Source organism: Actinomycetota bacterium (genome assembly GCA_004297305.1).
Taxonomy (GTDB): domain Bacteria; phylum Actinomycetota; class Actinomycetes; order S36-B12; family FW305-bin1; genus FW305-bin1.
In genome coordinates, this window is the sequence record SCTR01000006.1 from 108,281 (window position 1) to 129,231 (window position 20,951).

19 protein-coding genes and 1 tRNA gene are annotated in these 20,951 nt (G+C 72.0%); 6 read left to right on the plus strand and 14 right to left on the minus strand.

Annotated elements, in window-relative coordinates; translation table 11 throughout:
- Positions 1-7: 7 nt before the first annotated feature.
- The 4 genes from EPO13_03315 to EPO13_03330 all read right to left on the minus strand — a co-directional run bounded on the left by EPO13_03315 (position 8) and on the right by EPO13_03330 (position 2,652).
- On the minus strand, positions 8-490 hold the full coding sequence (locus EPO13_03315; protein TAK70437.1) for a polyketide cyclase: 483 nt from the start codon (positions 488-490) through the stop codon (positions 8-10).
- A 2-nt stretch (positions 491-492) separates the two neighbouring features.
- Positions 493-861, minus strand: a complete 369-nt coding sequence (locus EPO13_03320) for an ArsR family transcriptional regulator (GenBank protein TAK70021.1) — start codon at positions 859-861, stop codon at positions 493-495.
- A 195-nt stretch (positions 862-1,056) separates the two neighbouring features.
- Positions 1,057-2,403: an amidohydrolase gene (locus EPO13_03325; GenBank protein TAK70022.1), complete on the minus strand. Its 1,347-nt coding sequence runs from the start codon at positions 2,401-2,403 to the stop codon at positions 1,057-1,059.
- A gap of 173 nt (positions 2,404-2,576) precedes the next feature.
- A tRNA-Lys gene (locus EPO13_03330) sits at positions 2,577-2,652 on the minus strand.
- 102 nt (positions 2,653-2,754) lie between these two features.
- Here EPO13_03330 and EPO13_03335 point away from each other — a divergent pair.
- A complete protein-coding gene (locus tag EPO13_03335; protein ID TAK70023.1) occupies positions 2,755-3,921 on the plus strand; it encodes an acyl-CoA dehydrogenase in 1,167 nt (388 codons plus the stop codon).
- 48 nt (positions 3,922-3,969) lie between these two features.
- Here the strand turns inward: EPO13_03335 and EPO13_03340 are convergent, their stop codons facing one another.
- The 4 genes from EPO13_03340 to EPO13_03355 form a co-directional block, all read right to left on the minus strand.
- The gene (locus EPO13_03340) at positions 3,970-4,509 is read right to left on the minus strand and encodes a hypothetical protein (protein ID TAK70024.1); all 540 of its coding nucleotides are present in this window, start codon (positions 4,507-4,509) and stop codon (positions 3,970-3,972) included.
- A 348-nt stretch (positions 4,510-4,857) separates the two neighbouring features.
- Positions 4,858-5,136 (minus strand): hypothetical protein, encoded by a 279-nt coding sequence (locus tag EPO13_03345; protein ID TAK70025.1) that lies wholly within the window; start codon positions 5,134-5,136, stop codon positions 4,858-4,860.
- On the minus strand, positions 5,133-6,476 hold the full coding sequence (locus EPO13_03350; GenBank protein ID TAK70026.1) for a glycosyltransferase: 1,344 nt from the start codon (positions 6,474-6,476) through the stop codon (positions 5,133-5,135). The genes EPO13_03345 and EPO13_03350 overlap by 4 nt, the downstream gene beginning before the upstream one ends.
- Positions 6,477-6,731: 255 nt before the next feature.
- Entirely contained in the window at positions 6,732-8,699 is a 1,968-nt protein-coding gene (locus tag EPO13_03355; protein ID TAK70027.1) for a PAS domain S-box protein, read from the minus strand.
- A 155-nt stretch (positions 8,700-8,854) separates the two neighbouring features.
- On the opposite strand from EPO13_03355, the gene EPO13_03360 reads away from it, so the two are divergent.
- On the plus strand, positions 8,855-9,043 hold the full coding sequence (locus EPO13_03360; protein ID TAK70028.1) for a hypothetical protein: 189 nt from the start codon (positions 8,855-8,857) through the stop codon (positions 9,041-9,043).
- Positions 9,044-9,146: 103 nt separating this feature from the next.
- Here EPO13_03360 and EPO13_03365 read toward each other — a convergent pair whose 3' ends face one another.
- From EPO13_03365 to EPO13_03380, 4 genes are all read right to left on the minus strand, one after another.
- Positions 9,147-9,350 carry a cold-shock protein gene (locus EPO13_03365; protein ID TAK70029.1) on the minus strand — a complete coding sequence of 68 codons (204 nt, stop codon included), beginning with the start codon at positions 9,348-9,350 and terminating at the stop codon, positions 9,147-9,149.
- Between the two features lie 235 nt (positions 9,351-9,585).
- Positions 9,586-10,707, minus strand: a complete 1,122-nt coding sequence (locus tag EPO13_03370) for a type III polyketide synthase (GenBank protein ID TAK70030.1) — start codon at positions 10,705-10,707, stop codon at positions 9,586-9,588.
- A complete protein-coding gene (locus tag EPO13_03375) occupies positions 10,701-11,888 on the minus strand; it encodes an acyl-CoA dehydrogenase (GenBank protein ID TAK70031.1) in 1,188 nt (395 codons plus the stop codon). Before EPO13_03375 ends, EPO13_03370 begins: the two co-directional genes overlap by 7 nt.
- Positions 11,885-12,643, minus strand: coding sequence for a methyltransferase domain-containing protein (locus EPO13_03380; GenBank protein TAK70438.1), 759 nt, complete (start codon positions 12,641-12,643; stop codon positions 11,885-11,887). Before EPO13_03380 ends, EPO13_03375 begins: the two co-directional genes overlap by 4 nt.
- Before the next feature lie 209 nt (positions 12,644-12,852).
- Here EPO13_03380 and EPO13_03385 point away from each other — a divergent pair, with 209 nt between their 5' ends.
- From EPO13_03385 to EPO13_03395, 3 genes are read left to right on the plus strand one after another with little or no spacing between them, the layout of a single operon-like run.
- The gene (locus EPO13_03385) at positions 12,853-15,606 is read left to right on the plus strand and encodes a hypothetical protein (protein ID TAK70032.1); all 2,754 of its coding nucleotides are present in this window, start codon (positions 12,853-12,855) and stop codon (positions 15,604-15,606) included.
- A 46-nt stretch (positions 15,607-15,652) separates the two neighbouring features.
- Positions 15,653-16,432 carry a response regulator transcription factor gene (locus EPO13_03390; protein ID TAK70033.1) on the plus strand — a complete coding sequence of 260 codons (780 nt, stop codon included), beginning with the start codon at positions 15,653-15,655 and terminating at the stop codon, positions 16,430-16,432.
- A gap of 16 nt (positions 16,433-16,448) precedes the next feature.
- Positions 16,449-17,990, plus strand: a complete 1,542-nt coding sequence (locus EPO13_03395) for a HAMP domain-containing protein (protein TAK70439.1) — start codon at positions 16,449-16,451, stop codon at positions 17,988-17,990.
- Here EPO13_03395 and EPO13_03400 read toward each other — a convergent pair.
- Both EPO13_03400 and EPO13_03405 read right to left on the minus strand, forming a co-directional pair.
- Complete coding sequence (locus tag EPO13_03400) at positions 17,900-18,367, minus strand: methylglyoxal synthase (protein ID TAK70034.1); 468 nt, start codon at positions 18,365-18,367, stop codon at positions 17,900-17,902. The two genes, EPO13_03395 and EPO13_03400, sit on opposite strands and share 91 nt — an antisense overlap.
- A 100-nt stretch (positions 18,368-18,467) precedes the next feature.
- Positions 18,468-19,406 carry an aldo/keto reductase gene (locus tag EPO13_03405; GenBank protein ID TAK70035.1) on the minus strand — a complete coding sequence of 313 codons (939 nt, stop codon included), beginning with the start codon at positions 19,404-19,406 and terminating at the stop codon, positions 18,468-18,470.
- A 61-nt stretch (positions 19,407-19,467) separates the two neighbouring features.
- Between EPO13_03405 and EPO13_03410 the strand changes: the two genes are divergently transcribed.
- On the plus strand, positions 19,468-20,391 hold the full coding sequence (locus EPO13_03410) for a sugar phosphate isomerase/epimerase (protein ID TAK70036.1): 924 nt from the start codon (positions 19,468-19,470) through the stop codon (positions 20,389-20,391).
- Positions 20,392-20,951 lie beyond the last annotated feature (560 nt).

A 20,951-nucleotide genomic window follows, 5' to 3' on the forward strand; every position in this document is an offset into this window, starting at 1 on the left:
CGTCACGTCAGGCCTGCTTCGCGAGCAGTTCGTCGAGTTTGTCGTAGCCCTCGTTGACCCCGACGTCCATGCCGCTGGACAGGATGGCGTCGCGGGTCTCGAAGTCCGCCACCACGCTCAGCACCTTCAGTCGGGTCCGGTCGCCGTCGAGCTGCTCGAAGGTCGCTGTCTCCAACGACACTCCGTCGGGCTGGCCCTCGTACGTGAAGGTCCACACGATCCGCTCGTGCGGGCGTACCTCGTGGAAGCTGCCGTAGAAGGAGGCGATCTGTTCGCCGTCTCGATCGTTGGCGAAGGCCCACGCGCCACCCGTGCGGGCATCCCACCTGGTGATCCGCGTGGTAACCGAACGTGGTCCCACCCATTGCAGGTAGAGCTCGGGGTCGACGTGAGCACGGAATACCCGCGCCGGAGCCGCGTCGAAATACCGGATGATCTCGATCGTCGGGACCTTCTCGTCCGCCCGGATCTCCGTTTCGTGGTTGGTCATGGTCACGATGCGTCCCTTGTGTCGGTCCGGTTGTTGTCCTTGCCGTCCATCCGCTCCAGCAGAGCGTCGAGGCGCTGGTAGCGCTCCTCCGCCGCCTGGCGGTAGCGCTCGATCCATGTCGTCATCAGGTCGAACACCTTCGCGTCGAGGTGAACTGGGCGGCGCTGGGCGTCCCTACTGCGCGTGACCAGTCCGGCCTCCTGGAGCACCTTCACGTGCTTGGAGATTGCCTGCAGGCTCACGCCGTACGGCTCCGCCAGTTCGCTGACCGTGGCGTCTGCGCGGGCCAGCCGGGCTACCAGGTCCCGCCGGGTGGGGTCTGCCAGCGCCGCGAACACCCGGTTGAGCCGTTCAGTGTTTCTTGCCGCCACCTGTCGTCCTCAACTCATCGGTTGAACGAGACGGTACGTCGGTGGCCATGCGTTGTCAACCACATGGTTGAGGACGGGGGGATCAGCCGTGGTGGACTCCGTCGGTGACTGCAGTTCAGTGGCCTGCGGCGATCGAACGCGCAACCCCGCGGATGAAGGGTCGGAACCGCGGTCGGTCGACTAGTGCTCGGGCTGTCAGACGCCGGTAGCCAACGGCTTCCGTACGTCGCCGCGGGGAAAGTAGTCGTGGGTCGGCGGAGTCAGAATCTCTTGCAGGCTTGGTCCAATGAGCCGGGCCCGGGACTCCAGGGCATCGGCGTCTAGCTTCCAGAGCGCGGCGGCGTTGCCGCCGAGCATGAGTCGGGCTTCCTCAGCGGACACGCCCGCGGCGCCCAGCGTGGCCCGCAGATAGGCGACGTTTCCGGGCCCCGATCCCCAGGTGCCCTCGTGGTGGGGATAGTCGACTCCGATGGCGATCTTGTCGACACCGATCTCGCTACGGGCCTGCGCTTCGGCGAGGGAGAACAACGACGACCCCAGGTGACACTGCCGACCGAAGTACTCCGACGGCTTGTGTCGCACCACTTCCCGCACGTCACGCCGCAGGTAGCTGCCCTCATACGAGTAGTCCATGCTGGTGAGAGCTCCGACGACCCAGCCCGAACCCTGTTCGGTGAGGACGACCTGCAGGTCCGGATGACGTTCGAGAACACCACCCCAGATGAGGTGGGTCAGAATCTCACGAGTAACGAAGAAACCCTGCGACGTGAGGATCGGGAAGGCACAGCTGGGATGAGGAGCTGCCGCTACTGCGCCACCGGGTATCGCCTTGGTGATCGCGCTGATCCCGGTATGGCTGTTAGCCGGCATGCCGAGCTCCTCCAGGACATCCCAGATCGGCTCATGGCGGGCATGGTAGAACGGCGTCGACTCGTCGACCGCAGGCAACACGATGCCCTGCAGACCCGCTGATTTGGCCCAGCGGATTTCGGCCACTGCGGCCTCGACGTCGTCAAAGCCAACAATCGCCAGACCGACGAAACGGTCCGGTGCGCCGGAGACGAAGTCGGCCAGCCAGCGGTTGTGGGCGCGATTGGCGGCCTCGACCTGTTCCGGAGTCCGGGTCTGACCCTTCAACGCCGCGAGCACCGGTGGATCGAGTTCGAACGCCAAGCCGAAATCCGGGAACAGGACTTCAGCTGCAACGCCCTGCCGGTCGAGTTCTGTCAGCCGTTGCGCCGGGTCGGACTGCCCGGCCAACCGGCCTGGCTCGATGACGGTGGCGGTCCATTCGTCAACCAGGTAGGGATCCATCCGGGCCAGCAGGCTCTTCGGATCGATCGTCCGGGAACCTTCGCGTCGGTGAACCTCACAGAACGCGTCGAATTCCTCGCGCATGTCGGCGGGCAGATACGGCCGGTAGTCGGGCATCCGGGCAACCGCGTGACCGTCGGAGGAAACAATCACGACGGGATCCGGCGTGCCTGCATTCGGCGGCTGATGACCCTGTGCAGCTGCCCACATCGACTCGTCCCTCCCCATCCCGGTGCTGACGCCATTGCGCTGCCGGCCGTCCGTGGCGTGCCGAACGTATAGTCCCGGCCGGCGCGCAGCAACGGTTCGCCGACGAGGTCCGGTGCCGCCAGGTGATCGTTCGCCGGTGGCGCTCGCTGCTGCCAGCCAGCGCCGATGGCGACGTCTAGCCTGCTCTGCGGCGGTGGGCCCCGCGGGGATCGAACCCGCAACCCGCGGATTAAAAGTCCGCTGCTCTGCCAATTGAGCTAGAGGCCCCGCTCGGTCGCGCACGCCACCGTACCGAGCGCCGCGGGCCGGGCGCGGGCCGGGCGCGGGCCGGGCGCGGCTAGCCTGAGCCGCCGACGCGAAGGAGAACCGATGGCGCTGGACCCCGACCCGGGCTTCGACCAGTTCGCGCTCCCGCCGGAACACGAGCAGTTGCGGCGGTCGGTGCGCTCGCTGGCCGAGGAGGTCATCGCGCCACGCGCCGCGGAGATCGACCAGACCGAGCAGTTCCCCTGGGACGTGCACGAGGCCCTCGCCGCGGCGGGCTTCAGCGCTGCTCACGTACCCGAGGCGTACGGCGGTGCCGGCGGCGACTCCCTGGCCGTCTGTCTGATCATCGAGGAAGTGGCCCGCGTCTGCGTGTCGTCGTCGTTGATCCCCGCGGTGAACAAGCTGGGCAGCCTCCCGATCATGATCGCCGGCTCCGCCGAGCAGGCCGAGCGCTACCTGGGACCGCTCGCCCGCGGCGAGGCCCTCATCTCCTACGCGCTGTCCGAACGCGAGGCCGGGTCAGACGCCGGCTCGCTTCGTACCCGCGCCGTACGCGACGGCGACGACTGGGTCATCACCGGGCAGAAGTCCTGGATCAGCGGGGCCGGTGAGTCGGCGTACTACGTGGTCATGGCCTCGACCGACCCGGCCGCCGGGGCCCGCGGCATCTCGGCTTTCGTGGTGGAGAAGGACGATCCGGGGCTGTCGTTCGGTGCGCCCGAACGCAAACTCGGTGTGCGCGGTTCACCGACGCGGGAGTTGCTCTTCGACTCCTGCCGCATCCCCGGTGACCGGCTGATCGGCGAACCCGGCACGGGTTTCGCCACCGCGATGCGCACGTTGGACCACACTCGCGTCACCATCGGCGCGCAGGCGGTCGGCGTCGCGCAGGGTGCCTTGGACTACGCGACCGCGTACGCCAGGCAACGGCAGCAGTTCGGCCGCAGCATCGGGGACTTCCAGGGAATCCAGTTCCTGCTGGCCGACATGGCGATGAAGGTGTCCGCCGCGCGAGCGCTGGTCTACACGGCTGCGGCCAAGAGCGAACGCGACGACCCGGATCTGCGCTACTTCGGTGCGGCAGCCAAGTGCTTCGCCGCCGATACGGCGATGGCGGTGACCACCGATGCCGTGCAGGTGCTCGGCGGTGCCGGATACGTCCGCGATCACCCCGTCGAACGCATGATGCGCGACGCCAAGATCACCCAGATCTACGAGGGCACCAACCAGATCCAGCGCGTGGTGATGGCCCGCCACCTCCTCGGGTGACCTGACCGGGGTTCACCGGGGTGGCGAGGGTGCGCCAGCCGACGAGGTTCACTTCTCGGACGAGGGTGGCCGGATGGGGTCACTGCTGAGCCGCAACGCCAGCGGCAGCACCACCCACAGGCCCACGACGATCACCACGCAGCCACCGATGATCCACGGCGTGGATCCGCTGGTGCCCAACGCGACCCGCGCGACGAGCGCGACCGCGCACAGCACCGACACCATGAGCAGCAACAATCCGACGACGGCCAGCCAGTGGCTGACCACGACCAGTTCCGGGCGGCGCTTGCGCTGGAACAGCGCCCGGTGAACGAGTACCGGTGACATGAGGAAACCGAGCGCGGCGGTCGAGGTGACCAGCGTGAGGGCGTACAGGATGTGATCGGTGTCGACCAGGCGATTCGAGCCCGCGCTGAACGGCAGCAACAGCAGGAACCCGAACAGCAGCTGGACGCCGGTCTGCGCGACCCGCAGTTCCTGCAGCAACTCGCCGAACTGTCGGTCCAGCCGCTGCCGGGGATTCTCGGTCGAACGGTCGTAGCGGTCCCGACCGCTGCCCTGGTCATGGCCGCCGGGTGCCGTGCTCATGTCCATGCCGCCGGTGGCGTCAGGAGGATCGTCGGCGGGGCGCGGTGTCCGGAGCGCTCCCTGTCGCCTCGCCGCCGGACGTCGCCTCGCTCGCGTGGTCGTCCGCCCTGTCCGGCTCAGCGTCCCCGCCGACGGCAGCCGCGCCTGCGGATGGCCCCGTCGCGTCGGGCTGCCCGCGGTAGGCGGCCTCGTCGGCAGCCGGGCCCCCGGCAGTGTCGCTGGCGTCCGCTGGCGCGTCGGCCATCGCTTCCTCAGCCGTCGTGTGCTCTGCCGAGCGCTCCGTCACGCTGCCCTCCGGGTCAAAGTCACCTCGATGTGCGGCCACCTCGATGGGTGCCCGGCCGGCGGTCAGCCGTCGACACCGGCCTCTTCGGCGTACGACGGCAGCGCACCGAGTCCGGCCAGCTGCATGACCTTCCCGACCACCAGCGCGACCGGGAGCAGGGCGACACCGACCCAGAACAGCCACGGCCGGTCGACGATGAGCGCGAGGGTGCCGACGAGGAAACCCACGCACACGATGATCACGGTCGCCCACGCCGCCGGGGTCCGTCCGTGCTCGTACGTCGGCCGCCGCGCCGGATCGGTCGCCGTACGCTCGGCCTGCTGATCGCCGGTGGCACTCATCGCGGCGTCCCTCCTCCTGCTCGGCCCGCCGCAGCGGGAGTGCGCGTCGCGCCCCGGCCCGGGGCCGACCTGGCGCCGAGCACCTGCTCGGTCGTGCGGTGCAAGGTATCGGCTAGCCGCTCCCAACCGTACGAGGCTCGGGCCCGATCGCGAGCGGCCGCCCCCATGGCCTCCCGTAGCACGTCGTTGGACAGTTCGCGCAGCGCCCGGGTCAGCCCGGCCAGGTCGCCCTCGCGGATCGTGCGGCCCGTGACGCCGTCGACCACGACGTCGTCGAGCGCCCCGGCGGCGACAGCCACCACGGGGGCGCCGCAGGCCATCGCGTGCAAGGCGATGGCCGGACCATCGGCCGCCCCGGTGAGCAGGCACACGACGTCGGCGGCCGGGATCCACCCCGGATCACCCGGGGATACCCGGGTCACGCTGACCACGTCGTGCAGACCGAGGCGGTCGACCCGAGCCGAGATGTCGGCGAGGTCGGACGTTTCCCAGGGTCCAAGCAGCTGCAGGTCGAGGTGCACCCGCGGCGACCGGGAGGCTGCCGCGAGAGCCAGTGCGACCGCGCCGCGATCGGTGGCCGCGACCGGGACCGCGACATGCAGCGGGTCTCGGCTGAGCCGGGGCGGAACCTCGTGCCAGGGACACGGGCTCACGCCGGGCCCGAGGACCGTCACGCGGCCGAGCGGTACGCCGAGCAGGTGCAACCGGTGCGCGTCGGCCGCCGACCGAGGCAGGCAGTGGTCGGCCGCGCGAGCCACGGCCAACTCCAGCCGCGCCCGGGCCGGATGCTCGGCTGGCTCGGCTGCCGCCGTACGACGCTCCTTCGCCGGCAGCACCGTCGCCGCCCGAGCCCCGCGCTGCGCCGAGGCGAGGCCGGACGGTACGCCGCGGGACTCGGCCGAAGCGACACCGCGCGGCCCACCGGCGCTGGCGAGGTCGGGGAGCCGCTGCAGGCACGCCACTGTCGTCCCGGCCACCGCGGCACGGACAGCCAGACCCGCGACCCACGTCATGGCCACCACGGCATCCGGCCGGCCGGCGGCAATGCGGTCTCCGAGGCCCTCGGCGTACTGCCCGACGTGGTCGATGAGGGCACCGGCGGACGTCCGACCGGTCGGGCCGGCCACCACCCGCTCGACGGTGACGGCATCGACCACCTGGGTACCACGCCGACGTGCCCCGGAGCGCCGGGTGACGACGGTGACGTCGTCCCCCAGCGCCGCGAGGGCAATCGCGAGCGCCGGGAGTTCGGGGTCGTCGACGACGTCAGCCTGATCGCGTACGCCGTCCGTCCAGGCGTCGACGTGGGCCGAGTCCAGGCTCGCCAAGAGCAGGTGCACGCCGCCTCACTCCGTCTCGATCGTCGTTGATCACTACGGCGTGCGCAGTCAGGCAGGTCCGGGCACGGGCGGCCCGATGTCGGGCTCGGGGCGACCCGGTGGGTCCAGCGGCTGCGGCACCGGATCCGGCGTCGGGGGGTCGATCGGCTGCGGCACCCCGGGATCGGGGGCCGGGGGCACGGGGACGGTCACGACGCCTCCTCGAACGGGCCGGCCGCGCAACTGCACGGCCGAGTTCGGGTTGCCCGACCGGGACTACGACGAAACCTCCCGCTGATCGGTGAGCAGCACCAGGGCCACGTCGTCGGTGAACGGGCCGCCGTTGCGCAGGTACACCGCGTGCGCCAGTCGTTCCAGGTCCTCGCCGTCGCGCCAGCGGCCGGCCGACAGGATCTGCAGCAGGCCCTCCGTACCCACCCGGCGACCGGCGGGACCGGCCTCGCGGACGTCGTGCGCCTCGAGGATGCCGTCGGTGCACAGCAGCAGCGCCCACCCCGCCGGGAGGTCGACCACCGTCTCGGTCGGTGTGATACGGGGGCCGTCGCCGTACCGCAGCAGGCCCAGCGGCGGGACCGGAGCCGCCGGCAGCACCCGCGGCCCGGCGCCGGGCTGCAGCAGGAGCGCGGCCGGGTGCCCGGCACAGACGTACCGGACGGTCTGGTCGTTCGGGTCCACGCAACCGGTGAGGGCGGTGACGAAGAAGCCCGGCGCCGGGGCGCGTTCGCGCACGATGACGTCGAGCGTCTCGACCCAGTCCCGCGGCTCACTGCCGTCGGTGAGTGCCGCACCGAGCCAGCCACCGCGCAGCACGGCACCGAGCGCGGCCTGCTCCGCCCCGTGCCCGGAGACATCCCCGATGATGAACGAGACCGCGCCGGTCGGGCCGACGACGAGGTCGAAGAAGTCGCCGCCCAGCACCAGCCGGTGCTCGCCGGGGATCGACAGCGTGGCCACCCCGACCCGGCCGGGACCGATCGACGGGTTGGGGACGAGCCCCTCCTGCAGCCGCCGCGACAACTCCGCTGCCTGTTCCTGGGCCCGATGGCGGGCGGCGGCGGCCTCGGCCAGCGCGACCTGCGTGGCGAACCGTTCGAGTAGGGCGAACCAGCGCGGGCCCGGCGCGGGCCGAGGCTGCGGCCAGGAGGCAACCACCACGAGTTGGCGACCTGACGAGACCGCCACCCGGACCGCCGCGCCGCGCCGCTGCTCGGCCGGGTCGGCCGCCGGCACCACGTCGGCACCGGACCACCACAGGCCGGGATCGGCGATGGCCGGCGGCGATGGCGGCGGGCCCTCGGTGCCCGATCGCGCCCGCAGCCTGCCCCCCTCAGCCGACATGTCCCAGTAGGACATCTCGCCGTCGAACAGTTCGTGACCGAGCTCGCACGCCTGATGCAGCAACTGGTCGACGTCGTCGATGGTCAGCAGGTCGGCGAGCCGCTCGACCATGTGCGTCGAGATGGCCAGTACGGCGTCCCGGTCGGCCTGTTCCTGCCGCCGTTCCGTGGCGTCGACCACCACGCCGGCGGCGCCCAGCACCGCGCCGGACGCGTCGAGGAGCGGTTCGCCGCGCAGTTCGACCCACAGCGGGCGGCCGTCGGCCCGGACCATCCTGAACTCCAACGAGAACCGGCGGGTGACGGACGGGAGCTCGGCCAGCTTGGCCGCGATGTCGTCGCGGTCGGCGGGGTGGACGACGTCCAGGAAGCCGGTCACTCCCGGGCTCAGTACGGCGGAGCCGAGCAGCGCGGCGACGCCGTCGGTGTGCACCTCACCGGTCGCGGCCTCCCACTGCCAGGTCGCCGTCGCGCCCGCGGCGGCCGCGATCGACCGGCGCTGTACAGCGGCGTGCGCGGTCGCCAGCGACCGGGCCTGCGCGACGATCGCCGCCTGCTGCCGGCGACGTACCCGGGCCACGGCGTATCCGATGGCGGTCGCCAGGGCTACGACCGTGATCCGGCCGATGGTCGCGCCTTCGCCGAGGACGCCCGCGGTCGCTGCCACGATCACGGCCAGCGCCGTCATCAGCACGCCGACCAGCAACGTGACGGCAGGCGTGGCGACCAGGGCGATCACGATGACGGGCACCAGCAGGTAGCCCACCGCGTTGCCGGAGTACCGGATCAGCGGGATCAGCCCGGCCGCCGCCACCAGCGCGCCGACGACGTACCAGACCTGCGCGCGGATCTCGGCGAGAACGCGGTGCACGGCGGCGGGTCGCACGGCGCGGATACCCCCAAGGGACGAGGTGGAGGCGGAGCTTAACGTCGCTCGGGTGGCCGGTGGCCAGACCACGGGCGGCCGTTGTCCGCGCCCCGGGCGTGCGGCGCACTAGGGTCGGCCGGGGCGCCGCCGGAGCGCCGGAACTGGGAGCCCCCGTGTCGACTGGATTGTGGGTCCTCGTCGCGCTCGTCGCGGTCGTCTGTTCGGTCCTCAGCGCGGTGATCGCCGCCCGGAAGGGCTACGGGACGGTCGGGATCGTCGGATTCGCCGTCGTCGGGTTCGTGCTGCCGCTAGTGGGACTGGTCGTGGTGGCGCTGCTCGAGCCGCAGGACAGCCGGGCCTAGGCCAGCCCCAGCCGGCGCAACGCCCCCCGGACGCCGAACAGGGGCCCCGCCGGTCGGGCGGGGCCCCTGTTCGATTCGGCCGTGACGACCGGCAGCGCGTCGGTCAGACGGCGCGAACCTGGTCGGCCTGCGGGCCCTTCTGGCCCTGCACGATCTCGAACTCGACACGCTGGTTCTCGTCGAGCGAGCGGTAGCCGTCGGACTGGATCGCCGAGAAGTGCACGAAGACGTCGGGTCCTCCGCCGTCCTGCGCGATGAAGCCGAAACCCTTCTCGGCGTTGAACCACTTGACGGTTCCCTGAGTCATTGCGATCGAACCTTCCACTGGGCTGGCGAGGGGGCACCGCGCCACCCTCGGGCTGCAACCGAAGACTCGTCCTGCGCCGGGCTGGAAGGCCCTGAGACGACAAGAACGCCCTGCGGATCACACTCCGCGGGCGTTCTCAGAAGACCTCGTGGACATGCACCTGCAACCGGGCGCGACGCTAGCACAGGGCGGATGCCGGCGCAGCCGATGCGCTCCGGTGGGGCCGGTGCACACCTCAGCCGCCGCAGGGCCGAGCCCGCAGCAGCATCGCCGCCAGCGTCAGGCCAGGGCCGAAGGCCAAGGCCACCAACCACGAACCCGGGGCCGGTGGACGCCGGCTCAGCTCCTCGTCGAGGACCAGCAAGACGGTCGGGGACGAGCAGTTGCCGTGCTCGGCCAGCACCCGCCACGACGAATCCAGCGCACCGGCGGCCAGCCCGAGACGATCGGCAGCGACCTCGAGAATGCGTGGGCCACCCGGGTGAACCGCCCAGGACTCGACCGCGGACCGTGTGACACCGGAGCGCGCCAGCAACTGCTCGACCAAGGGGCCGACGCAGTCGGCGAGCACGTCCGGAACCGCGGCGGACAATCCCATCCGGAAGCCGAGATCGGTCACGTCCCAGGTCATCTTGTCCGCGTGGGCAGGTTCGGTCCGCACCACGAGGTCGACGATCTCCAGCCGGCCGGCGGCCAGCCCGCCCGGCGTGGGCTCCGGCGCCGCGCCGGGCGCCGGTTCCGGGCGGACGACGACAGCGGCTGCGGCGTCACTGAACAGCGCGTGAGCCACGACCTGGTCCAGCTCCCGCGACGGCGGCTGCGCGTGCAGGCTTGTCAGCTCGCAGCACAGCACCACCGAGACCTGGCCGCGGGACCGCACGAAATCCATGGCGACACCCAGCGCCGGAATCGCTGCGTAGCAGCCCATATGCCCGACGACCAGCCGGTGGGCGTCGGCGGGCAACCGCAGGTCGCGGGCCAGCGCGATGTCCAGGCCGGGCGTGGCATATCCGGTGCAGGACACCACGATCAGCTGCCCGACCTCGCCCGGGTCCACCCCGGCGGCCTCGAGGGCCGCCGCCACGGCCCGAGTGCCCAGCGGCACCGCGGCGGCCAGGTAGCGGGTCATCCGCTGGCCGGTCGACCACCCCGAGACGTCCTCGACCAGCGGGTTGACCACGGCGTGACGGCGCCGTACGCCGGAGCCGGTGAAGATCTGGCGAGCCACCGCAGCCCGGCCGGCCGGGACGCGCGCGTGGAAGTAGCCGTCCCACAAGGCGTCCTGCGTGACCGACTCGGGGCAGGCCGAGCCGAAGCCGGCGATGACCGCGGTCGTCGGTACGCCGGCCGTCACCACCGGCGCGGCCCGTCCTCGGCGTCCGGGTCGCCGCCCAGCGCGGCCACACCCAGCCAGTCCGCGCAGACGTCCGACGTCGCCGGTTGCAGTGCGCCGCAACGGGCGTCCCGATACAACCGTTCCAGGGCGTGCCCGCGGCGGGCAGCCGAGGTGCCCGCCGCCTCCAGCATCGACGCGGCGACGTCGGCCGCGGTGTCACCGGCGACGAGTTTGGCGCGCCATACCCAGCGGTTGGTCGCCGGCTCGCCGGGGGCCGCATCGATGAGCGCGGCGGCCCGACGCACGACCTGTCGAGCGGCGCAGACCTGGGCGTCGGCCCGGCCGAGCCGGGCGCGTACCTGCGGAAGACCTTGCAGCCCACGGCTTCCCAGGTGCGCCACGGCCGCGTCCAGCGCCGCCTGCGCCACCCCGACGTACACCGCCGCGTAACTGGCGATCAGCCACTGCGGCATCACCTCGGCCAGCAGCAGGGCCAGGCCCTCCACGCCACCGAGCAACGCGGTGTGGTCGACCACGGTGTCCAGGTGCAGGTCGTGGCTGCCGGTGGCCCGCATCCCGAGGGAGTCCCAGGTCCGTTCCACCACGGTGCCGGGTCCGGCGGGGACCAGGAAGTACGACACGGTCTGCTCGGCGACCGCCGACCGGGCGGCGACGAGGTAGGCGTCGGCGGCCGCGGAACCGGAGACGAACGCCTTCGAGCCGGTGATGCGGTACCCGCCGTCGACCGGGACGTACGACGTACGCAGCTGCGACAGCCGCGCCCCCGCGCCGCGTTCACTCATCGCCACCGCGTAGAAGGCGCCGCCGGCGGCATCGGCAAGGACCTTGTCCCGCACCGCGAACGACGACTCCGGCGCGCCCACGGCATGCGCCAGCGCGTCCGGCGTACGGGCCAGCGCACCGGTCACCGACGCGTGCATGTTGAACACCAGGGCGGTCGCGCCGCTACCGGCGGCCAGGACCATGGCGACCTCGACGTACTCGGCGAACCCGGCACCGAGTCCGCCGAGCCGCGCGGGGACCAGCAGGCCGAGCAATCCGCTGGAGCGCAACGCCGCCAGGTCGGCCAGCGGGAACTCGCCCGGGCCGTCGTTGGCGGCGGCGCGCTCGGCCAGACCGGCAGCGACCCGCCTGGCCGCCTGGACCACCTCCGGTGACTCGGCACCGGGTCCGGTGGTCATCGTTTGACTCCCCACGCCTGGACCAGCACGGCGGTCGACCACGTCGGCACCATGGCACCCGCCGGCGCGCCCGGGCGCCCGGCCCGGCCGGTCCACCAGCGCAGCAGCGACCCGGCGGTCGGCCGCAGCCCGCGCATCGTCAGGGAGACCCCGTGGGCCGCGCAGAGCCGGCGCAGCGCGACGCGGTCGACCAGCAGCGCCGGATCGTGGACGCCGGAGGGGACCCGCGGGAGCCGCTCGGCGAGGTGGATCGCGAGGAGCCGGCTGAGCGCCGTGGCGGCCAGCGTGTCCACCACCAGCAGCCCGCCGGGGCGCAGGATCCGGCACGCCTGCGCCACCACGGCGGGCAGGTCGGTGACGTGTTCGAGGATCTCCCCGGCGCAGACCACGTCCGCGCAGCGGTCCGGCAGCGGCAGCGCCGCGACGTCGGCCACCGCACCGGCCATGCCGCGGTCCCGCGCGACCCGCAGCGCCGAGGACACCAGGTCGACCCCGACATGCCGGTAGCCCAAGGCCTGCGCGTGCGGGGCGAATCCCCCGCCGCCGCACCCCAGATCGACCAGCAGTGAGACCTGCGGCTGCGCGGCCGGGGGCAGCAACCGGGCCCGCGCGGCGGCCAGCCACTGCAGCGGTGCCAGTGGGCCGACCGGGTCCTGCCACGATCCGGCCAGGTCGTCGTAGAGCGCCGGATCGTTACGGCGCCAGCGGCCCGGCCGCCGTCCTGCTGCCGGCGGCTGCGCAGCGCCGGACGACAGTCGCCCGTCCGGCGACGCGAGGACCACGCGGTCAGATTCGCACAGCCGGCCCCGTCCCGCCGCTCACCCGAACAGCGCAGCGTCCCCGGCGACCCCGTACGGCGACGTCCCCACCGCGCCGCGGGCTGCCCGGTCAGCGGGCTCGGGTGGGGCCGCCCGCACCGGCCGATACCCGGACGACCGGGTTGGCAGCAGGCCGAGCCGTTGCGATGGTGCCGACCGTGACGAGCAGAGGGGGAGCCCGGCCGCCGCGTCGCTGGTCGTTCGGTTGCCTGCTCGTCGCCGCCACCGTGACGGCCGGCCTGCTCGGCCCGGCCAGTGCGGCGCAGGCCAAAGTGAAGGCGCCCAAGGTGGATCGCGCCGCTGCGGCCGCGCAATGCCCGATCGGCGCCGGAGCGTCCTCCGGCAACGCGAAACTCGAAGCGAAGCGGGCCGCCGAGCTGTACGCGGGCACCGTCGTACTCGGCAGCTACGGCACGTTCCGGTGGGGCGCGAACCCGTCCTGGAAGCCCAAGCGCACCCTGGACGCGTCGGGCAACGCCAACATGCACGGGCTGGACTACCTGTTGCCGCTGCTGCGCGAAGGCGTCCGCACCGCGAATGCGGCGTACGTCAACCGGTTCTACGCGATCCTGCGCGACTGGGTGAAGGACAACCCCAAGCGGCCGCTGTCGTCCACCGGCGCGTACTCCCAACTGCCGCAAGGACTTCGGCTGGTCACGATGGTCTGCGCGGTCGCCGGTCCGCAGGGCAAGGCCGGCTGGCTGCGCAAGGCGTTGAAGGCGCAGGCGGACGCGGTCGCGAAGGGCCCGTGGGTGCCGGGGAACAACACCGCGCTCGCCCAGTCCCTCGGCCTGCTCGCGGCGGGCCAGACGCTGCGACGCGGCGACCTGGTGAACCTCGCGGCCGCGCGGATCGACGACATCGCCGGACGCGCCCTGACCGCCGACGGGTCCGACCGCGAGAACGCCATCCAGTACGGCCTGACCAACTACGTCTGGTACGGCGAGGCAGCCCAACGCCTGGCCATCGCCGGTCGGCCCACCCCGGCGAACCTCAACCGGATCGCCGCGATCCCGTCGTTCCTGGCCTGGGCCACCCGGCCGGACGGCCGGCTGGAAGCCGTCGGCGACTCCAGCCCCGTCGATCTGCCCAACAGCTTCGGCGACCCGGCGGTGGCGTGGTCGGCCACCCAGGGCGCGGCCGGCGCCCCGCCCTCGACGCTGTTCGCCACCTTCGCCGGCGGCTACGCCTTCGGCCGCAGCGGCTGGGGTACCGGCGCGCGCTCCTTCGCCGACGAGACGTTCTATTCGGTGCGCTACGACGTCCCCGGCGGATCCTCGGCCCACCAGCACGCCGACGCCGGCGCGCTGACCCTCGCCTCGCACGGCGCCCAGCTGCTGTTCGACTCCGGCCCGTACCGCTACGCCAACGACGCCAAGCGCGCCTACGTCCGCAGCCGTGCGGCGCACAACGTCGTGGACCTGCCGGGTGTCCCGTACACCGCCGGAGCGACCGAGGTGCTCCAGACGCGCGGCGGCGCCTCCGACGACCTCACCTTCATCGACCACGGTTACGCCGGCGCCACGGTGACCCGGACCATCCACTACGACCGGGCCCACGACCTGTTCGTCGTCTGGGACACCGCCGAGTCGGACACCCCACGGACGTTCACGCAGAACTGGCAGCTGGGTCGGGACCGCTCGGTGGTGGCGACCAATGCCGCCGGCGGTACCGGCATCGCCACCACCGGCGCCGGCGCGAACCTGACGATGCGCTGGGCGGGCCCGCAGCCCGCGGTCAGCACCGTGAAGGGCCGCAGCGCCCCGATGCTCGGCTGGAACAGCCAGGCGTACGGCGAACTCGTGCCGGCCCCCACCGTGCAGGCCACCCAGACCGGGACGTCGGCCAGCTGGCTGACCGTGCTGGTGCCCCGCCGCGACGGGGTAGCCGACAACCAGATCGTCACGCAGGGCGCCGCCGGCCCGACCAGCGCTGCGGTGTCGATCCAGGCCCCCGGGGTCGACACCGTCATCGAACTGCAGCGGCGGGATCCGGCCGCGACGCTGCCGCTGGCGACGGCCATCGTGACCGGCCCGGCCGACGGCAGCGCGATCGCCGCCACCGGCACCGACGTGACGTGGGCCGTCGGTTCGCCGGCCGGCCGGGCGCAGGTCGCGACGTACCGCGTGGTGGTCGACGGCACCGAGGTGGCCACCGTCGGCGCCGGGACCACGTCGTACCGGCTGGACGGGCTCGGCCAGGGTCCGCACACCGTGCGGGTCGACGTGGTCGAGACCGGATCGGTACGGCGGACCGGACCGACCACGCGGTTCGTGGTCGACACGATTGCGCCGGTCTACGTCGGTACGCCGTCGCTGCGCCTGGACGGCGGCGCGCTGAGCGGCGCGAAGGTGCCCACGACGTTGTCCTGGAACGTGACCGACAACCGGGGCGTGGTCCGGCAGCTGGTCAACGGCGCCGAGGTCCCCGCCGGCTCCACCAGCCGGTCGTTCACGCTGGGCGCCGGTGCCGGCGCGGCGATCGGGCTGCAGGCATTCGACCGGGCGGGCAACGCCGCGAGCCAGGTGGCAGTGACCGGGCCGATCGGGGTGGACCCTCGCGGCTTCACCACCGCCGCCGGCTGGCGCACCGTCGCGCGCTCCTCGCTGCTGGGCGGTACGGCAGTAGCGGCCAAGCGCAAGGGTGTCTGGGCCACGGCCACGGTCTCGGCTCACTCGATCGGGATCGTCGGCAGCAGGATGCCGAAGGGCGGCACGCTGCAGGTCTTCCTGGACGGTGCCCTGGTGGCCACGATCGATCTGCGGGCGCCCGGCCGCCGCGATCGGCAGCTGCTCTGGGTGGTCAACCTGCCGACCACCGGCACGCACCAGCTGGCGCTCAAGGCCAAGGTGAGCAAGAAGCGTCCGCAGGTCGTCGTGGACGGCCTGGTCACACTCTGAGCACGAGCACCTGTCGGTTCATAGGGTTCTCCTAGGTTGCGGCTCGATGCTGGCCGGACGAGGGTCAGCGTGGCCCGCGGCCGGGAGGACCACTGTGGGAACCACGACGTACCTGGGCATCGCCCCCGACGAGTTGCCGATCCGGGTCCTCGTCGTCGACGACGAGCCCGACCTGGCCGATCTGGTGGCCACGGCGCTGCGATTCGACGGCTGCCTGACGGCCACCGCGGGCAACGCCGACGACGCGCTGCGCGCCGCGAGGACACTGCGCCCGGACGTCGCCGTACTCGACGTCATGCTGCCCGACGTCGACGGCCTGGAACTGCTGCGCCGGCTGCGGGCCGAACAGCCCGACCTGCCGGTGGTCTTCCTCACCGCCCGGGGCGAGACCGGTGACCGGATCGCGGGACTGCGGGCCGGTGCGGACGACTACGTCGCCAAGCCGTTCTCGCTGGAGGAACTGCTCGCGCGCCTCGGCGCGGTGCTGCGCCGGTCCGGGCGGGTCCACGACCGCACCACCACACTCGTCGTCGCCGACCTCACCCTGGACGAGGACAGCCGAGAAGTACGGCGCGGCAACGACTCCGTGGACCTGACTCCCACCGAGTTCGACCTGCTGCGCTTCCTCATGCTCAACGCGCGCACGGTCGTGTCGAAGGCCCAGATCCTCGACCGGGTGTGGCGCTACGACTTCGACGGGCGCACCAGCGTGGTCGAGATCTACATCGGCTACCTGCGGAAGAAACTCGACGTCGGCCGCGAGCCCCTGATCCATACGGTCCGGGGCGTCGGCTACGTCCTGCGCCCGCCGCGGGTGACGGGATGAACCGTTGCGGCGCCTAGTGTCCGGCCTGCCGCTGCGGACCCGGCTGGTCGCCGGACTGCTGCTGGTCACCGCCGTGGCCTTCCTCGTCGTCGGGCTGGTCACGACGCTGTCGTTGTCGACGTACCTCGTGCGCCGGACCGACGAGACCGTGCTGAGCGCGGTACCCCCGGGGCCGCCGGGCGGCCGTGGGCCCGCCGGCACCCCCGACCGGATCGCCCTCGACCGAGCCCGGTCGGTCTGGGACCTCACCGTCGCGCTGGACGACGACCAGGCCGTCGTCGTCGCCTATCGCAGCCCGGAGACGCTGGTGCTGTCCGAGGCCGATGTCGCTGCGCTGCAGGCTGTCCCGGTCGGCGGAACCACTCCGGTCACCGTGGACCTCGGAGCCGCCGGTTCGTTTCGCATGGTCGCGCTGCCGTGGGGCGACAGCGGACAGGTGCTCGTCGGCGGTGACTCGCTGGCCAGTGTGTGGGACACGGTCCGACGGCTCGTGCTGATCGAAGGCCTCGTGTTCGCGGCGGTCCTCGTCGTGGTCGGCATCGCCGGCACGGTGCTCGTGCGGCTCTCGCTGCGGCCGCTGCGCCGCGTGGCGACGACCGCGACAGCCGTTGCCGCACTGCCGCTGTCCGACGGTACGGTCGCCATCGACGTACGGGTTCCCGAGGCCGACCCGCGTACCGAGGTCGGGCAGGTCGCGACCGCCTTCAACGAGATGCTCAACCACGTCGAGGCGTCGTTGCAGGAGCGGCAACGAACCTCCGAACGGCTGCGCCGCTTCGTCTCCGACGCCGGACACGAACTGCGGACCCCGTTGGCGGCGATCCGCGGGTACGCCGAACTGTTCCGCCGGGCCGGGCGCGACCATCCCGAGCAGGCCGAGGTGTCGGCGGACCGGATCGAGTCGGCCGCCAGCCGGATGGGCGTCCTGGTCGACGACCTGCTGCTGCTCGCGCGACTGGACGAGGGCCAGCCGCTCACCCCCAGCCCGGTCGACCTCGTCGCGACCGTCTCCGAGGCGGTCGACGAGGCACGGGCCGCCGGACCCCACCACCACTGGCAGATCCGTTCTGCCGCTGGCGATTCCGCCGATACCGGCGGCGACGGCAAGGGACCGGTGTGGGTGCTCGGGGATCCGGTACGGCTGCACCAGGTGGTGGCGAACCTGCTGGCCAACGTCCGGGCCCACACCCCTGAGGGCACCACGGCCACGGTGCAGGTCACGGTCGAGGATGCCCAAGCGGTGCTCGAGGTCGCCGACGACGGCCCGGGGATCCCGGCCGACCTGGTGCCGCGGGTCACCGAACGTTTCACCCGGGCAGACCTCAGCCGCTCACGCGCCTCCGGCGGCAGCGGCCTGGGCCTGTCGATCGTGGCCGCGATCGTCGCTGCCCACGACGGGACGCTGAGCGTGCAGTCCCCGCCCGGAGCGGGTACCCGGGTGACGATGCGGCTGCCGCTCGCCCCGGTTCAGGGAGCCGAGGCCACCGGCAGCAGCTCGGGGTCGACGACGTCGGGATCCAGATCGGGCTCGGCGAACATCGGCGAGGAGATCAGGTAGTCCGCGGTCGCGCGGTTGCACGCGGTCGGGACGTCACGCAGGACGCAGATCCGCAGCAGTGCCTTCACGTCGGGGTCGTGCGGTTGCGGCTGCAGCGGGTCCCAGAAGAAGACCAGCAGGTCGATGTCGCCGTCCACGATGCGCGCACCGATCTGCAGGTCGCCGCCCAGTGGCCCACTGGCCAACAGCTCCACGTCGAGGTCGAGGTTGTCCCGCAACATGGATCCGGTCGTCCCGGTGGCGACGAGGTGATGACCCCGCAGGGTGTCGGCGTTGAACTTCGACCACTCGAGCATGTCCCGCTTGCGGTGATCGTGGGCGACCAGGCCGATGCGGCGGCGAGGTACCCGGTGGTCGGCTGCGGCTCGTAGGTCCATACCGACGACGGTAGGCGGCGCAACGTTGCGCGACGGTTAACCCGACGTGGTGCCGTCATGACGAACTCCGCAGTCGCCGTGACGCTGCTCACGACCCGGGTCAGTCCGGGACGGGCACCAGCGCCGAGATCTCCGCCAACTCCGCGACGGTCGGTACCCACTCGCCGGCGTCGGCGTTGGCCACGACCTGCTCCGGACGGGTCGCGCCGGCGATGACGGACCCCACGCCGGGCAGGGCGGCCAGGCCACCGACGGCGACGTCGAGCACGGTGCGGCCATGCTCGGCAGCCCACCGCTGCAGGGCCTCGATCCGATCGAAGGTCTCGGCCGCCACCGGGTCGCGCCCGGCCAGTCGGGTGCCCGCGACCGGCGCCTCACCGCGGCGGTACTTCCCGGTCAGCAGCCCGTTGGCCAGCGGGAAGTACGGCAGGACGCCGACGCCGTAGTGCACCGCGGCCGGGACCACCTCCCGCTCGACGTCGCGGCGCAACCAGGACCAGTGGTTCTGTGCCGACACGAACGCCGTCAACCCGAGTTCCCGCGCCGTGTGAGCGGCTTCCGCCAGTTGCCAGCCGGTCAGGTTGGAACTGCCGACGTACCGGACCTTGCCTTCGCGGACGAGATCGTCGAGCGCCGACAGCGTCTCCGCGATCGGCGTGAGCGGATCCGGTGTGTGCAACTGGTACAGGTCGATCCAGTCCGTTTGCAGGCGGCGCAGCGACGCGTCGACGGCCCGTCGGATATACGACCGGCCGCCCTTCGCGCCCGCCGCACTGCCGAACATCTCCACGGCGCGATGGCCGAACTTCGTCGCCAGCACGACCTGGTCGCGCCGGCCCAGCAACGCCTGGCCGAGCAGTTCCTCGGAGGCGCCCTGGCCGTAGATGTCTGCGGTGTCCAGCAGCGTCACCCCGACGTCGATCGCGGCGTCCAGCACCGCCCGCGTCCCTTCCAGCCCGACTCGGGCGCCGAAGTTGTTGCAGCCCAAGCCGACGACCGAGACGAGGAGACCACTGTCTCCGAGGGTGCGGTAGCGCATGCGATCACCGTAGGGGGCCGTCCGCGGCCGCCGCACCGCGGGCCAGCGGAACCCTGCAAGGATGCGCTGTCGCTGCCTGCAGGGACGACGCAACCGGACGTACGAGAGGAGCCGCATGGTCGCCGCAGCCGGGTCGCAGCCGATGCTCGTGCTGGCCAATCTCACGCCGCTGCGCGTCGCGACATTCCAGCAGCGGGTCGAGGTCGCCGCCGCTGCCGGCTTCACGGCCCTCGGTCTCAGCCTGACCAGCTATCGCCAGATCCTGGCGACCGGGCTGAGTCCCCGCGAGGTCCGCGCGATCCTGGACGGCAACGGCGTGCGCGTGGCCGAACTCGAGGTGATCATCGGGTTCGCCGCCGATCCGGAAACAGGAGGCGGGGCGCCCGACACTCGAGGTGGCAGCCTCGCCGATCTGGACGAGTACCTCGCCATGGCCGAACTGTTCGGCGCCCGGCACCTGCAGACAGTCGGCTCGTTCCGTGCACCGATCGTCGAACCCGATGTCATCGAGCGCTTCGCGGCGCTGTGCGACCGCGCTGCCGACGTCGGGCTCAAGGTGGCGCTGGAGTTCATCCCGACGACGAACGTGCCCGACGCAGCGACCGCGAACTGGATCGTCACCGAGGCGGGGCGGCCCAACGGCGGTGTCTGCGTCGACGTATGGCACCACGTGCGCGGTGCCAACGACCTGGCTCTGCTACGCGCGATCGACCGTGCCCACCTCGTCTCCATCCAGCTCGACGACGGTCCGATCGACCGGGCCGATCCGGACTTCCGTACCGAGACGCTGCACTACCGGAACGTGCCGGACGAAGGCCAGTTCGATCTCGACGCGTTCCTGGCCGCGCTCGGCGGTGCCGATCCGGCGATCCCGGTGTCGGTGGAGGTCCTGTCCGACGAGCTGGCCGCGGCCGACCCGGTGGACGCCGCCCGCCGGCTGGTCACCGGGACGAAAGCCGTCCTGGCGAGGTCGCAGCCGAGCTGACCGGACAGCCCTTCCCGGACTGGCCTACCCGACCACGTGACCCACCGGCGACACGACGAGCGGGACCACCTCGGGCAGCAGGAACGCCGGCAGCAAGCACGCGGCCAGCGGCGCCACGTCCGGGTCGGCAGCACCCGCTCGTTGAGCCACACCCTCAGCGCGACCGCCTTCGCCGTGCGCCGGAACAGGGTCTGGTCGACCGTTGCCACGCTACGTACGGCGGCGTTAACGTGCGCGCCTAGAGCACGTGCGTTTCCCAGTTCGACGTCCGCACGTCGTGTGAAACGAGGGGGGCACATTGATGCGCGCGTCAAGGATGGTTCTTGCTTCCACACTCGGGATTCCTCCTGTCTGTGGCTGGCGCGGCGCATGCAGGGACGTTCGAGACATTTGGGCAGTGGCCAAACAATCAGCGCGCCTACTGTCTTGGGTCATCGGCTACGTCACACACACACCGGCCCACGGCCATCGTGAGTCGGATCCGAACAGTCCGAACTGCAACGTCACCTCGACCACGCTGCACGAGTTTGGGCACTCGCAGGGGGCTGCTGCACTCGAGC